Raw genomic sequence first — 14835 nt, forward strand, 5'->3', positions numbered from 1 at the left:
GAAACCTACCTGTACACCCAGTTCGAGGTCGCTGACGCCAGGCGCGTGTTCGCCGTCTTCGAGCAGCCCGACATCAAAGCCGAGTTCGTTTTCGAGGTCACGGCTCCCGAGCACTGGAAGGTGTTCTCCAACTCCCCCACCCCGCAGCCCACCTCCCTTGATGATGGTGCGTCTTTGTGGGAGTTCACCCCAACCGAGAAGATCTCCTCCTACCTGACCGCGATCATCGCCGGTCCGTACAAGGGTTCCGAATCTGAGCTGACGAGCGCAGACGGCAGGACCATTCCTCTCGGTGTCTACTGCCGAGCCTCGCTTGCCGAGTACCTGGATGCTGACGAGGTTCTCGACATCACGAAGGCCGGTTTCGGTTTCTACGAGAACGAGTACGGTCACGTGTACCCGTTCCGCAAGTATGACCAGATCTTTGTTCCCGAGTTCAATGCTGGCGCCATGGAGAACGCGGGAGCCGTGACGATCACGGAATCCTACGTGTTCCGTTCCCGCGCTACGGGCGCCATGATCGAGCGTCGCGCCATCACCATCCTCCACGAGCTCGCTCACATGTGGTTTGGTGACCTCGTCACCATGAAGTGGTGGAACGACCTGTGGCTGAACGAGTCCTTCGCCGAGTTCATGTCCCACCTCGCAGCCGATGAGGCGACCCGCTGGGATCAGGCGTGGCAGACCTTCCTGGCCTCGGAGAAGTCCTGGGCCATGAACGCCGACCAGCTTGCCTCCACCCACCCGATCGTCACGGACGTGACCGATCTTGAGGAGGTGTGGGCCAACTTTGATGGCATCACCTACGGCAAGGGCGCATCCGTTCTCAAGCAACTCGTTGCCTACGTAGGCCGCAAGGAATTCATGACCGGCCTGGCCAACTACTTCACGAAGCACTCGTGGGGCAACACGGAGCTCAGCGACCTGCTCGGCGAGCTTGAGGCCGCCTCCGGCCGCGACCTGGGCGAGTGGTCGAAGCTGTGGCTCGAGGAGTCCGGCGTGACCCTCGCACGTCCCGCACTCGCGATCGAGAACGACACCATCACCGGTTTCGTCGTCAACCAGGAACTGGGCAACGCCGCGCACGTGCGTCCGCACCGCATAGGAGTGGGCCTCTACGACCTTGTTGATGGCAGGCTTGTGCTTCGCAAGCGGGTCGAGCTCGACGTCACCGGTGAGGCCACGACCGTTGCGGAACTCGTTGGCGAGAAGGCCGCTGATCTCGTGCTGCTGAACGATGGGGATCTTGCCTACACGAAAATCCGCCTCGACGAGAAGTCGCTGGCCACCGCAATCTCCCACATCGATGCCTTCGAGGATCAACTCTCCCGCACCCTCGTGCTCGACGCTGCGTGGGACATGTGCCGCGATGCTGAACTCCCGGCCACGGACTACACGGAGCTGGCTCTGCGTGCAGTCGAGACCGAAAACCATCCGACCGTTCTTCGCGTGCTCCTGTCGAATCTGGCGATGGCGGCAACGATCTACTCCGCACCCGATCACCGCGAGGAACTCGTTGCCTCCGTCGCAGGTTCGCTCCTCGGCATCGCTGATCGCGCCGAACCCGGTTCCGAGATCCAGTTCCAGGCAGCCCTCGAGGCGGCCCGCCGCGCACGCACGGACGAGCAGCTCGATAGGCTCCAGTCCTGGCTGTCCGACGAGAATCTCCCGGCCGGCTTCGAACTAGATACCGACGGTCGCTGGACCGTGCTCCAGGGCCTCGCATCCGCCGGCCGCATCTCCACCACCGAGATCGAGGCTGAGCTTGAGCGCGACAACACGGCCACCGGTCGCGAGTCTGCATGGCGGGCGAGGGCATCCCTCCCTACACAGGCTGACAAGGAGTCAGCGTTCAGCGCACTCATTGAGGGCGGGTTGCCGAACATGCAACAGCGTAGCGCTCTGCTGGGCTTCCAGGCCGGAGATCCCGCCGTCCTTGAGCCCTTCTTCTCCCGCTACCTGAGCGCCTTGACGGGTGTGTGGGAGTCTCAGACGTACGAGATGGCGCAGCAACTCGCCACCCGCATGTTCGCCCCCTCGATCATCGGTCGCAACATCGATGTGGAGGGAAGCTTGAACTCGTGGTTGGAAGCCAACCCCGAGGCGGCTCCCTCACTGAGGCGCATCATTATCGAGCATGCCGATTACACGAGGCGCGCACTCGCAGCTCAAGCGAAGGACGCTGAGCGCGCTAGCTGAGTGATCCGAGAACGTCCCCGACGTTGACGCGAATGCCTGGTTCCACCTTCTGGTTCCAGGCATTCGGTCCTTTCTGGGGGAAGGTCACGATGGTCATGGGCGACAGCTCACCGAGTTTCTCGAGATCAACCTCGATGACAGGCGCGCCGGTCGTGATGACGTCACCCTCGCTCACGAGGGCGGTGAGGGCCTCGCTGTTGTAGGTATCGATGCCCGCGTGAACGAGGCACTCGTTGACGATCACGGCATGACGGCGGACGCTCGTCACCTCACCATCGGTTGGTGAGAGGAGCGTCAGAGTCCCCGTGTGAACTTCGGGAAAAATGGCGAGGCCGGGGCCCAGCATGTAGCTGGAGAACACAGGATCGGGGACCGACTCAAGCGAGAGTACGGTCCCCGTTACTGGGGATAGCAGGTTCAAACCATGCGCTCCGCGATGTCTTCGGCCTCGGGGCCCAGCACAACCTGGACCACGTTGTTGGCCTGAACGACGACACCGAAGGCGCCGCCGTCTTTCAGATCCTGTTCCGAAACCTCATCGATGGATTTCACTTCGACGCGAATCCGGGTAATGCAGGCCTCGATTGAGGAGATGTTGTCCTTGCCGCCCAGGGCGGCGACGAGAGACTCAGCTTTGTCCATGTTTCCTCCTTGTCCCTAGCGTAGCCGGTTATCGTCTCCCAGTGCTCGTCTAAAAGTCTCAAGTAGGGAGCGAACTCGAGAGTGGGAGGGAATATCCCCAACAAGAACGACTTCCTCCGTGCCATCGGCAAGAGGAACCCGCCAGTTCGGGTATTCCTGGTCGGTACCGGGCTGGTTCTGCGTGCGCCTCTCCCCCACAGCATCCACGAGGGACACGGCAAGGAAAGTCGACGGAGTCTGGGCGATGTAGGCGTAGAGGCTCTCAACGATCTCGCGTTCCGTTGGGTTCTCACCCACGAGACCGTACTCGCGCAGTCGATCAAGCGTGTGCTCGAGTTCCTCCCGTGCCTCGACACGGACCTCGGCCACGTCCTGCTCAAGAAGCCCCAGCCGCTCCCTCAGATCAACGTGCTCGCCAGCGATGTAGCCGGCGGCGGGCGGAAGGTCGTGCGTGTTAACGGAGGCGAGTACCTCGCGACGGTAGTTCTCGGGGCGTAGCGGGGTGCCATCCCCTTCCTTCTCGAACCAGAACACGGAGGTGCCGTAGATGCCGCGGGCGGCAAGGAAGTCACGGACCCACGGTTCGACCGTTCCCAGGTCCTCACCCACAAGGACTGCACCGGCTCGGTGTGCCTCGAGCAGCATGATGCCGATCATGGCCTCGTGGTCGTAGTTCACGTAGGTGCCCTCGGAGGCCAGGTGGCCGTTGGGGATCCACCACAGGCGGAAGAAGCCAGCGATGTGGTCGATGCGGAGCATGCCGGCGTGACGAAGGACGGTGCGGATCATGTCCCGAAGCGGCGTGTATCCGGACTCCGCGAGGTAGTCGGGGCGCCACGGCGGCTGGGACCAGTCCTGGCCCTGCTGGTTGTACATGTCGGCTGGAGCACCCACGGTCACGTTCTGAGCAAAGGCCGAAGGGTTCGACCACACGTCAGCACCGAGGGGGTGCACGCCAACGGCGAGGTCGGCGCAGATGCCGATGTTCATGCCGGCCGCGAGCGCCGATTCCTGCGCGCGCTGGAGCTGCTCGTCGGCAACCCACTGGAGCCAGGACCAGAACTCGATGCGGTCGGTCAGTTCCCTGCGTTCACGAGCGACGTAGACGGAATCGGAGGTCCTGAGGTTCTCGGGGAATCCCTTCGGGTACTTCTCGCACAGAGCGCACCAGAGGGCGAAGTCTTCAAGTCCCTGTCCCTCTTCGGACTTGTACTTGTTGTAGGCGGCCTCACGAGCGAAGGTGCGGGGCACACCAAAGATGGTTTCGAGTGCTTGTCGCTTCGTCTCCCACACGGCATCGCGATCGATGTACTCGTTGCGAAGAGAGGATGCTCGCATCTCTTCGCCACCCCAGTCGATGAGGGAGCGCTGCGGGCCGGTCAGGTACGCGGTTTCCTGGATGGCTTCGGGCCGAATGTAGATCGGGTTAACGAAGCGCCGGGAAACGGGAAGGTACGGGGAGGGCGACATGTGGCCCACGGGTTCTGCTGCGTGGACTGGGTTGATCTGGAAGAAGTCGGCACCCTCGAGACCGAACACTGCCGTGAGGTCGGCGAGATCGGAGAAGTCACCGATCCCCCATGACTTTGACGATCGAACTGAGTACAGCTGTGCGGCAACGCCCCAGGAGCGGTTTGTTTCCGACTTGTGCTCATCGAGCTTGTCGGGAGTCATGGCGAATGGGCACTGGGCAGTTGAGCCATCCTCCATCGTCGCCTTGAGGGTATGCCAGCCCAGCGGAATGTCGCCGGAGAGGACGAACGATGCCTGACCGACCTGAACGCCATCAACCTTGCGGTCGCCCGTCCAGTCCTCGACCTGGGACAGCGGCCATACCTCGCCGCTCTCTTCGAGGATGACGTCGACTTCAACGCGGGTTCCTGCGGGCACGTGCACGTGCACCTGCTTCTCGGAGTTCTGGCGGTGCACGACGGAGGGCGGGAGTACGCGGCGCCACTCGTGGAGTTGGCTCTCAACAAAGGCGGCGCTTGCGGACTGTTCGGTGGAAGCATCGACACCCATGGCTCCCAGCACCTTGATCAACACGTCATCGGCGATGTCTCTCTGCTTGCCGTCATATCCCCAGAACTGGGTGGAAACACGATAGGCGGATGCAAGTTCCGTGAGAGTTGATCGAGAGGGCGCGACACTCATATGGATAACCTTTCGCAACGGCATTGTGCATTCTTCCCCATTCTGCCAGAAAATGCGTCCTGTCCAGCACATTCAGCCGTCAGATGGATCATCTTTTGCTGTCGCTATTCCAGTGCCATTTTGATCCGGTGCTGGTCCATTCTGCTTCGATCCAGTCTTCTCGGTTAGTGTGTACTGAGGAAAGGAGCACCATGGACAACACCATCGACATTCCGAAGAGTTCGACCGAGCCTCTGGCTTCGCTCTTGCACACCCTGAGGCTCGAGCGGATCGGTGACAACCACTATCGGGGTCACACGAACCTGCCGCAACTCTCGGGACGCGTCTACGGTGGTCAGGTCCTTGCTCAGGCCGTCATGGCTGCGGCCGACACGTTTGAGAACTCGGATGATCGCCTCATTCACTCCCAGACGGCGGCCTTCCTGCGTCCCGGTGACGTGAAGAAGGAAATCGACTTCCAGGTCGAGATCATCAGCGACGGTCGTTCCTTCTCCACTCGCATGGTCCATGCCCTCCAGGACGAGAAAATCATCTTCACGGCCCGTGACTCGTTCCAGATCAACCAGCCCGGTGTCGACCACCAGGATGTTGCACCTGATGTTCCGGGACCGGAGAACTTCCAGTCCTCCGTCGACCTGTTCTCCTCCGTCGATCACCCTGCGGCCCGTTTCATGTCGTCCACGAACTCATTGGACATGAGGCACGTCAACGGTCAGATCTACCTTCGCACCGCGAAGGAGGTCCACGAAACCGTATACATCTGGTTCAAGGTGCGCACGGCACTCCCCGAGGGAGCATCACAGACCCTCAAGCGCGCAGTCCTCGCCTACGGCACGGACCAGTTCATGCTCGAGCCCATCCTCCAGCGTCACCAGCTATCGTGGTCCACTCCCAAGATCTCGGTCGCTACCCTCGATCACTCCACCTGGTGGCACCGCGACGTCGATCCCTCCGATTGGATCCTTGCCGAACTCCACAGCCCCTCAGCCCAGGGCGGACGTGGCCTCTCGCTCGCGAAGTTCTACCAGAACGGCACACTCGTGGCCACCATGGCCCAGGAAGGTATGGTCCGCTCCCCGGAGCTCAAGGAGAGCTAAGGCTCCTGCAACGTCTGCGGTCTCGAACTTCCGTGGTCCCGTCTCAAAGAGGCGGGACCACACCTTTGCTTTTGAAGCACTGGCGCTGAACTCTCAATCCAACGTGTTCTCAGAACAAGAAATCGGGCAGGTGGAATCATCCACCTGCCCGATCAAGGAACTGCGATTAGTCGCGGGTCAGCTTGCGGTAGGTTACCGAGCTGGGGCGCGCAGCTTCCGCACCGAGACGCTCCACCTTGTTCTTCTCGTACGACTCGAAGTTACCTTCGAACCAGTACCAGTTGGCGGGGTTCTCCTCCGTGCCTTCGTAGGCAAGGATGTGGGTGGCGACGCGGTCGAGGAACCAGCGGTCGTGGGTGACGACCACGGCGCAACCCGGGAACTCGAGAAGAGCATTTTCGAGCGAACCGAGGGTTTCCACATCGAGGTCGTTGGTCGGCTCATCGAGGAGCAGGAGGTTGCCGCCCTGCTTAAGCGTGAGAGCCAGGTTCAAACGGTTACGCTCACCACCCGAGAGAACTCCAGCCTTCTTCTGCTGATCGGCGCCCTTGAAACCAAAGGCGGACACGTAGGCACGCGAGGGCATCTCGACCTTCCCGACCTGGATGTAATCGAGGCCGTCGGAGACGACCTCCCACAGGGTCTTCTCCGGGTCGATGCCGGCACGGGTCTGGTCAACGTACGAGATCTGAACGGTCTCGCCGACCTTGAGCTCGCCACCATCGAGGGGCTCGAGGCCAACGATGGTCTTGAACAGGGTCGTCTTACCGACACCGTTTGGACCGATGACGCCGACGATGCCGTTCCTGGGAAGCGAGAACGAGAGATCCTCGATGAGAACCCTGTCATCGAAGCCCTTCTTGAGGTTCGATGCTTCGATGACGACGTTACCAAGGCGCGGGCCCGGGGGAATCTGGATCTCTTCGAAGTCGAGCTTGCGGGTCTGCTCTGCCTCCGCGGCCATCTCCTCGTAGCGATCGAGACGTGCCTTTGACTTGGCCTGACGGCCCTTGGCCGATGAACGAACCCACTCGAGTTCATCCTTCAGGCGCTTCGCAAGCTTGGCGTCCTTCTTGCCCTGGATCTCGAGGCGTTCCTGCTTCTTCTCGAGGTAGGTCGAGTAGTTGCCCTGATACGGGTAGAGGCGACCGCGGTCGACCTCAGCAATCCACTCGGCCACGTGATCAAGGAAGTACCTATCGTGCGTGACGGCGATGACGGCGCCGGGGTACTTCGACAGGTGCTGCTCGAGCCAGAGAACCGACTCAGCATCCAGGTGGTTGGTGGGCTCGTCGAGGAGCAGCAGGTCGGGTTGCTCGAGAAGCAGGCGGCACAGTGCGACGCGGCGGCGCTCACCACCGGACAGGTGGGTGACGGGAGAGTCTCCCGGCGGGCAACGGAGAGCGTCCATCGCCTGCTGGAGCTGGGAGTCGAGATCCCATGCGTTGGCGGCATCGATCTCGGTCTGGAGCTTGCCCATCTCGTCCATGAGGGCATCGAAGTCGGCGTCGGGGTTACCCATTTCTTCGCCGATTTCGTTGAAGCGGTTGACCTTGCCCAGGATGTCGGCAACGCCTTCTTGGACGTTGCCGAGAACGGTCTTTTCCTCGTTCAGGGGTGGTTCCTGAAGGAGGATACCGACCGTGTATCCGGGGGCCAGGCGTGCTTCACCATTGGATGGTGTATCCAAGCCAGCCATGATCTTGAGGATCGTTGATTTACCCGCACCGTTGGGACCGACCATACCGATCTTGGCACCCGGCAGGAACGCCATGGTGACATCGTCGAGGATGAGCTTGTCGCCAATCTTCTTGCGGGCACGGACCATTGAGTAGATGTACTCAGCCACAGTTCTCCCTTGTGTTGAAACGTAACTGAGACAAGGTTACCGCAGGGTTCACACGGTGGCAGATTCCTCCGCCGGTAGCGGAGATCGAAAGTACTGTGCGCTACCTTTCCCTATCTCGATCCCAATCGAGTCCGCACGCACAACCATGACGGTGCGAGATTGGCTGGGTTCTTCCTTGGTCAGATAGGTTTCGGTCTCGAGCCTGCCCCGAACAAGGACGGGGGTTCCCTTCTGGATCGAGAGGGCGCAGTTCTGTGCCAACTCCCCATATGCCTTGACCGTGAACCACTCGGTGACGGGCTCCCGGCTCTCACCCGCTCCTCGCTTCGAGCTCGATCCAACCCGGAAGTTGCAGTAGGGAGTCTTGCCTTCGCTCTCGTAGAGTGCGCCATCCGTGCCGACGTATCCCCTGATTGACACCTGTATTTCGTTATTCATGAGTGCCTCCTTCCCCACCATGAGAACTCTGAAAAGACTGGCCCAAACAAGGAGGAAGCCCCTCTGATGAGGGGCTTCTCTGTGGTTCCTTTGTGTACTTAGCTTGCGGCCGATGCGAAGGATTCACGTGTTGTGCGGTGCTGGCTGAGAACGGCCTGAGCGGGTTCGCCCAGGTTCTCCCGCAGGACCGAGAGGATCTCGCCATCCACCTTGGTCTCGTACTGGTCGGCGGCTCGCTTGGCTGCTGTCTTTCTGAGGGAACCGGCCATGAAGAATGCCCAGAGGCCGACGAGCGCAAGCACACCTACGGTGATCCAGTTCCACATGACTTCAGCGAAAGGGAAGCCAGCGTTCAGGATCGCGGCCACGCCGACACCAACCGCGACGAGAAGGAGCAGGATTCCGAGCCCAGCAATGAGACGAGCATTCGACGAGGAAGGCTTGGTCACGGGCACGGAACTGACAGCGTCATTCACGCGCCTGCGGAGCCTCTCAGGACCCGCCACATCATCGGTCAGTTTCTTGGCCCAGCTCGGAGGAAGATTCTTCTTCACGGTATCGAGCCAACCATCGCGGATGGCATCCACCGTCGAGGTGGCGGGTTGCTCGGGCTTCGCCAGAGCGTGCTGACCCCACGACTCACCCGATGCCCTCATCGAGTCGGCAACTGCCCCAATGCCCGAAGCCTTGGAGAGCTGACTCACGACGGGACGCAGGGACTCGTCGGTGACCTCACCTTCGGTTTCGCCCACGGTGCGCTGGAGCCTGGTAGCTATCGAGCCGAGTTCCGCGCTTGCAGTGGTTGCGTTGATGGAGGGCCTGGAGACCGTGGCTGCAATGTGCGCCTTAATCTCATCGATGCCCTCGTGGTTGAGAGCCGATGCTGTCACGACCGGAACTCCCTCGAGACCATCCTTCTTCAGCACCTCGTGAACGTCGTCAACGATGCGCTGGCGCTGCTCGAAGGGAACGGTGTCGATCTGATTGAGCACCACGAGCATGGCATCCTGGCGGTCCTTAAGACCCTGCAGATATCCAGCATGCAACGCCTGGTCGGCGTACTTCTGTGGATCGAGAACCCAAATAAGAAGATCAACGAGGGGCATGATCTCCGTGACCTGAACCGAGTGCGCCACAGCAACCGAGTCGTGGTCGGGAAGGTCGAGCAGAACAAGTCCCTCAAACTCGGGTTCCTCATCCGTGAGGATCGAAGCCTTCCTGATCCGTCGAGCAGGATCCACACCGAGGAAATCCAGCATGGGGCCGGCAGAGCCCCATGTGCATGCCGTGGCACGCTCCGTGGTGGGCCGGAGCTCACCGGAGTCAGCAAACTCGAGACCAGTGATCGCGTTGAAGGTCGTGGACTTGCCGGACCCGGTGCCGCCAACGAGAGCGACCACGGTCAGTCCCATGCCGAGGTCCATGCGCTGGCGCACGGAAGCAAGATCCTGTTCTGCTCGTGCCAGCTGGAAGGGCTCGATGTGTCCCTTGCCGGACTTGATGCCGGCCTCGATGGCAGAAAACTTCTTCTCGACCTCTTCAACAATCAGTTCATTCATTCTTTCTCCCATACGGCATCAACAAGCTCACGTGCACGCAGTCGCAGCATCGAGCTATCCGGCATCTCCAAATCATCAATCACTGCCACGTAGCGTTCCACGACTCCGGCAATGGCATTCTCGCATCGATCCTTCAGCGCACGTTCGGTGCGCGAAAGCCCGCCTTCGGCTCCCCCGCTCTTGAGTGCGGTCTGCACCCCAGCTAGACCAGTGGCTCCCGCTCGCAACAAACCAGCGAGTCCATCGGTCGAGACCTTCTTGGCAATGCCGCCGGACACTCTCCCGGCGGCCGCCACCGAATCGGCCTGCCACTGTTTCACGGCCTCATCGACAAGTGCCTCGATGTCGACCTCGACCTTGAGCTCTGACGTATCGACGTAGGACATGGACCATGCATAGGTTGCGCGATCGCGCACCTCAATCAGAGTCTGCGTGAGCGTGACCTTGAGAGCATCGTCGATGGCCTCAGCGATGGAGGTAGCCGCCCGGTCACGCTTTGCAATCGCACGGCTCGGAAACAGGATGTCCCTGCCCGATACCAGCGAGGCAAGTGGCCCACCCGTGGAGGCGAGGGAAAGCCACTGGGTGGTGGGTGCACCACTGGAGATCCTGCCCGAGGTGATCGCGGTCCTAAGAGTCTCGGTCGGCTCGATCGCCGCCTGCTTGGCGCCCTCCTTGAGGCTCTCCGCGGCCTCAGACTGTGAGTTCGCCGCGTCGGCCAGTTCGAGCAGTTCCCGCCTCGTGGCAGGCATGAGGGCACGGGAGGTGCGGGCCACGAGGGACTTGGAAGCACGGGTGGAGCGAATGAGCTCCAGCCACGACTTGAGCTCCTGGACTCTCGAGGGTTCCAGCCTGCCCTCGGTGGGGCCAGCATCATCGAGGATGAACAGGGGTGACTCCCCCATCCCGCTCTCCGCCATGCGCTTCATGAGGTCGGCACGCACAGCTACCTTTGCTCGTGCGGGGAGACGGTTGAGAACAACGGCCGTTGTCATGCCGCGGTCGTACGCCTCGGTCAGGGTCGACCATGCCACATGATCTCCGTAGCGAGAGGCGGTCGTGACAAAGATCCAGAGGTCAGCAGCATTGAGAAGAGTCTGGGATGTTTCCCTGTTTCCAGCATCGATAGAGTCAAGGTCCGGAGCATCAATGAGCGCGATTCCCGGAATACCATTCTCGGTGACTATTACGTCACAAATCTGCGTGAGCAGGTGCCCCTCCATCGCCTGCTCATCATCAGGATGAAACACGAGAACAGGGGTCCTTGTTGTCGGCCTGATGACCGAGGCCTCCGACACGTCCTCCCCGATCAGGGAGTTGAGAATGGTCGACTTGCCAGCACCCGAAGAACCACCGAAGACAACGATGGCGGGAACAGCATCCTCAAGAAGATGCGGGAGAAGTCGCGTAGACAGCTGTGTCTTGAGCGCGCTCTGGGACGCTCTCAACTCATTGATGCCGGGAACTGAAAGTGGAAACGAAACCTCGTCCAGCGCCTCGACCGTTTCGGTCACGAGGCGCGCAAGTCGAGATGCTGCATACGGAGAACTCACCCCTCTATTCTTACCGAAAACTGTCCTCAGGTGTTGCACAGTGGGACCGAGATGGTGCGCTAAGATTTAACGGGCACACGCCTACGCCTCCATAGCTCAATGGATAGAGCAACGGCCTTCTAATCCGTAGGTTGCAGGTTCGAATCCTGCTGGGGGCACCATGGGGAAAGAACCTGGCACAAACCAGGGCAGAAACCCCGCCGAATAAAAAAGTGGTGAAAGGCTCGAACGTGGCACTTAAGCAATTGAATAATCCTATTGTCTGGATCGACTGCGAAATGACCGGCCTGGATCTGGAAAACGATGGGCTCGTCGAGGTGTCCGTTGTCATCACCGACTCCGACCTTGTCCCGTTAGATGAGGGAATCGACCTGGTCATCAAGCCCACCCCCGAGGCACTCGCTTCCATGGGTGAGTTCGTGACGAAGATGCACACCGACTCTGGCCTCATCAAGGAGTGGAAAGACGGCATGGAGCTCAAAGAAGCCGAGCGCACCATCCTCTCCTACCTGTCAGAACGCGTCCCCAAGGGCAAGGCGCCGCTCGGCGGCAACTCCGTTGGCACGGACAAGGCTTTCCTGGTGAGGGACATGCCCGCTGTGATCGACTACCTCCACTACCGAGTTATCGACGTCTCCACCATCAAGGAGCTCGCCCGCCGCTGGTACCCCCGTGCCTACTTCGCGGCTCCCGAGAAGTTCGGTAACCACCGGGCTCTTGGAGACATCTACGATTCGATCGACGAACTCCGCTACTACCGTTCTATCCTCTTCCCCGAAGGCGACGGCCCGACGACGGACCAGGCCAAGGAGAAGGCTACCGAGATCCTGAACTCGCGCACCCAGGAGTCCTTCCAGGATGAGGACTCTGACAGCAAGAGCTAAACCGGCGCGGACTCCCGGTTCAGCAATTCGTTTGAGCCACCATCGTGCCATCCAATATCGTCTGATCCCGCCCCAGCACCTTGCTCGGGGCGGGATAGTCTTTACTCATGATTCTTCCGATCTACATCACCGGCCACCCCACACTGCACTCCCCCGCCGAGCCCGTCACCGAATTCAACGATGACTTGGCGAAGCTGGTGGAAAACATGTACGAGACCACGGTCGCAGCACCGGGTGTTGGACTTGCAGCACCGCAGATCGGAATCGGAAAACAAATCTTTGTCTGGGCCTACTCCAACCAAACCGTGGCACCAGCACGCGGCGTCGCCATCAACCCACAACTCTTTGTTGAGCCCATTCAGCCTGGTGGGACAACGGAGGAAGATGCCGAAGGATGCCTGTCTTTCCCCGGTGTGAAGTATCAGCTTAGGCGTAGCCCGCGAGCGCTCCTGCGAGCCCAGGGGCTCGATGGTAAACCGTACGAGCTGGAAGCCGATGGCTGGTTCGCCCGAATCCTGCAACACGAATACGACCACCTCCAAGGTACCCTCTACGTAGACCGACTGGCAGAACCCTTCTCAAGCAAAGCTGCCAGCTTCTACAAGGACTACAAGTGGGGATCCGAGAATACTAAGTGGACTCCTGGAGAAGCTCACTGATCCACAACAACGAGTGCCCGGTCCTATACGGTCAGATTGCTGAAAATGCTGATAATTTCTCTTCATTGTACGGCATGGCCTTGTTCCACAACACCTGCACATCCTTAGTCAGGGCACATGCTCCATGCATCTGACTGTCGAACCTCATGGCCGAGATAGACTCTCGGCTCGTTCCCTGTCATGGCGATCATCTCTTTTGATTAGTGCCACCGGCTGGCTAAGCCATGACAGTAGGTCTCATATCCACGTTACGACAGTAATCCACCAGTGGTGTCGAGCCCCTAATTGGTGATCACCCACTCCCAAACAGTCCTACTGGTAGCCCCGGATCATTCGACGGACAGGAGCTAGACACTAAGCCAGAGTGGCTGACCAACAGACCCAATCAACACCCGACGATCAGGACCTGTCAACAACGTAACGGGCAAGTGACCATAGGGGCCAGAACTGGGTAAGCCTGCGACGTAGCCTGCGTCCTTGGCCCGGTAAGTCCTGGTTACGTCGCTTGCTCGTGATAAAGCTAAGAAACACGGCAAGGTCATGGGAGCGTGCATCGATTTGTCGGGACTGGGTGGCGGCACAGGTGGGACAGTAGAAGCGGGTTCGTCCGCTGGGAGTCCGGCCGTATTAGGCGCGGTTTGGCCCCAGGTCGACCATCGAGAATGTACCATCCAATTAACTGTCCGAAGCCCCGAGTGACCTATCTGTCGCCAATTCCGATTGCGTCGCATCGTTGCATTCCTGGACATGATCGTGAGCTAGTAGTACTTGCACTGACAATAAACTGATCACCAGTTTGGCTGGAATGCCGTAGTGCCCCGCCCCTTCTGACGGGACACTACGCTAGGATCAGTCAGAAGCGACCTGTGTGGGACCGTTGACAGAGAATACGGCCCCCAATGGCGGCAGGAAGGGACCGTGCAGCATATGGTCTAGCGCACGACCGGGTGACTCGGCTCGATCTATCCTCTCAAGCCAGGGCTTCCAAGCCTCAGCATCGAGGCGAAAATCAGGAAAGTCAGGATAGTTTCCGTACCATTTCTTGAAAAGATGCCCATGTGTTGCTTCATCAAGTTCCTCTCTTCTGCGCTTATCGGACAACAGGCTTGCAAGCAGGTAGTAATGCAGTGGAGTAAAGCCTGCATTGTGCAACTCGGCGGCTGTCTCTTTCCAATCCTCTGGAATCTTGGTTCCCCCGAAGACCACACCACGCGCGATGAGAGTCATGATCGTTGGCCCAAGAAACTGGGGGCAGTAGTCAAGCATGTAGCGAGCCCATAGGGGCCGATCTGCTTCCGGTACCTCGCCCCATCCGTCTGTGGGGTCAAACTCATCAGCCGCACCATTACCGGCATCGACAGGTTTATTAGACATGGGAAAATTCCTTACCGGATCCCGCCATGCGCGGATCCATCGACTTGTATGAACTTTTGTTCATACCGGTTCTTCCCCTGGGGCACCCCGCTCGATGGAGGGGGTTGCCGTGTAGCCAGCCAGGTACTGAACGCTACAACTCTTGAACCTGTATCTAAGTTACCACTGCCTGAGGACACATATTTCTTCAATTAAATGCATGCACTGACTAACTCTGAGCACAGTTGAACGCTTATCGCAGTTGCTCATGATTCTTCCGATCTACAACACCGGTCACCGGTCAAGTCCCTTTAGGTGGTGTAGTGGGTTTTCCTTCGTTTTGTCGGTTGGGGGTTAGGCGCTGAGTTCGAGTGGGTGTTCGTCGCTCACCTGGATCCCGTTATCATCTATGGCTTGGAAGCGGCTTCGGGTGAGGACATCGAGGCTG

The 14835-nt window shown here is 59.8% G+C and carries 12 protein-coding genes, 1 tRNA gene and 1 riboswitch; of the genes, 5 read left to right on the top strand and 8 right to left on the bottom strand.

What is annotated here, in order from left to right; all coding sequences use genetic code 11:
- Nucleotides 1-2199 (top strand): aminopeptidase N (gene pepN, locus QMB98_RS08000; protein WP_371685179.1); only part of this gene is annotated, 2199 nt, incomplete at its 5' end.
- Here the strand turns inward: pepN and QMB98_RS08005 are convergent.
- The 3 genes from QMB98_RS08005 to malQ are packed head-to-tail and all read right to left on the bottom strand — an operon-like array spanning nt 2192 to nt 4995.
- Nucleotides 2192-2620, bottom strand: coding sequence for a PTS glucose transporter subunit IIA (locus tag QMB98_RS08005; RefSeq protein WP_371685180.1), 429 nt, complete (start codon nt 2618-2620; stop codon nt 2192-2194). The genes pepN and QMB98_RS08005 overlap by 8 nt on opposite strands.
- Nucleotides 2617-2841: a glucose PTS transporter subunit EIIB gene (locus QMB98_RS08010; protein ID WP_371685181.1), complete on the bottom strand. Its 225-nt coding sequence runs from the start codon at nt 2839-2841 to the stop codon at nt 2617-2619. The genes QMB98_RS08005 and QMB98_RS08010 overlap by 4 nt, the downstream gene beginning before the upstream one ends.
- 15 nt (nt 2842-2856) lie before the next feature.
- Complete coding sequence (gene malQ, locus QMB98_RS08015) at nt 2857-4995, bottom strand: 4-alpha-glucanotransferase (RefSeq protein WP_371685182.1); 2139 nt, start codon at nt 4993-4995, stop codon at nt 2857-2859.
- A 191-nt stretch (nt 4996-5186) separates the two neighbouring features.
- On the opposite strand from malQ, the gene QMB98_RS08020 reads away from it, so the two are divergent.
- The gene (locus tag QMB98_RS08020; protein ID WP_371685183.1) at nt 5187-6092 is read left to right on the top strand and encodes an acyl-CoA thioesterase; all 906 of its coding nucleotides are present in this window, start codon (nt 5187-5189) and stop codon (nt 6090-6092) included.
- Between the two features lie 166 nt (nt 6093-6258).
- Here the strand turns inward: QMB98_RS08020 and ettA are convergent, their stop codons facing one another.
- From ettA to QMB98_RS08040, 4 genes are all read right to left on the bottom strand, one after another.
- Nucleotides 6259-7941 (bottom strand): energy-dependent translational throttle protein EttA, encoded by a 1683-nt coding sequence (gene ettA, locus QMB98_RS08025; RefSeq protein WP_371685184.1) that lies wholly within the window; start codon nt 7939-7941, stop codon nt 6259-6261.
- Nucleotides 7942-7989: 48 nt separating this feature from the next.
- Entirely contained in the window at nt 7990-8379 is a 390-nt protein-coding gene (locus QMB98_RS08030) for a single-stranded DNA-binding protein (RefSeq protein ID WP_371685185.1), read from the bottom strand.
- Nucleotides 8380-8477: 98 nt separating this feature from the next.
- Nucleotides 8478-9938, bottom strand: coding sequence for a GTP-binding protein (locus QMB98_RS08035; protein ID WP_371685186.1), 1461 nt, complete (start codon nt 9936-9938; stop codon nt 8478-8480).
- Nucleotides 9935-11491 (bottom strand): GTPase, encoded by a 1557-nt coding sequence (locus QMB98_RS08040; protein WP_371685187.1) that lies wholly within the window; start codon nt 11489-11491, stop codon nt 9935-9937. The genes QMB98_RS08035 and QMB98_RS08040 overlap by 4 nt, the downstream gene beginning before the upstream one ends.
- 85 nt (nt 11492-11576) lie before the next feature.
- Between QMB98_RS08040 and QMB98_RS08045 the strand changes: the two genes are divergently transcribed.
- The 3 genes from QMB98_RS08045 to def all read left to right on the top strand — a co-directional run bounded on the left by QMB98_RS08045 (nt 11577) and on the right by def (nt 13034).
- Nucleotides 11577-11652, top strand: a tRNA-Arg gene (locus QMB98_RS08045).
- Nucleotides 11653-11769: 117 nt separating this feature from the next.
- Nucleotides 11770-12375 carry an oligoribonuclease gene (gene orn, locus QMB98_RS08050; RefSeq protein ID WP_371685188.1) on the top strand — a complete coding sequence of 202 codons (606 nt, stop codon included), beginning with the start codon at nt 11770-11772 and terminating at the stop codon, nt 12373-12375.
- A 107-nt stretch (nt 12376-12482) separates the two neighbouring features.
- Nucleotides 12483-13034: a peptide deformylase gene (gene def / locus QMB98_RS08055; RefSeq protein ID WP_371685189.1), complete on the top strand. Its 552-nt coding sequence runs from the start codon at nt 12483-12485 to the stop codon at nt 13032-13034.
- Nucleotides 13035-13883: 849 nt separating this feature from the next.
- Here def and QMB98_RS08060 read toward each other — a convergent pair.
- On the bottom strand, nt 13884-14408 hold the full coding sequence (locus tag QMB98_RS08060; protein ID WP_371685190.1) for a hypothetical protein: 525 nt from the start codon (nt 14406-14408) through the stop codon (nt 13884-13886).
- 35 nt (nt 14409-14443) lie between these two features.
- Nucleotides 14444-14556, bottom strand: a riboswitch (SAM riboswitch).
- Nucleotides 14557-14835: the final 279 nt, after the last annotated feature.

The sequence above is a fragment of the Flaviflexus sp. genome, from assembly GCF_041440645.1.
In the GTDB taxonomy this organism is placed as follows: domain Bacteria; phylum Actinomycetota; class Actinomycetes; order Actinomycetales; family Actinomycetaceae; genus Flaviflexus.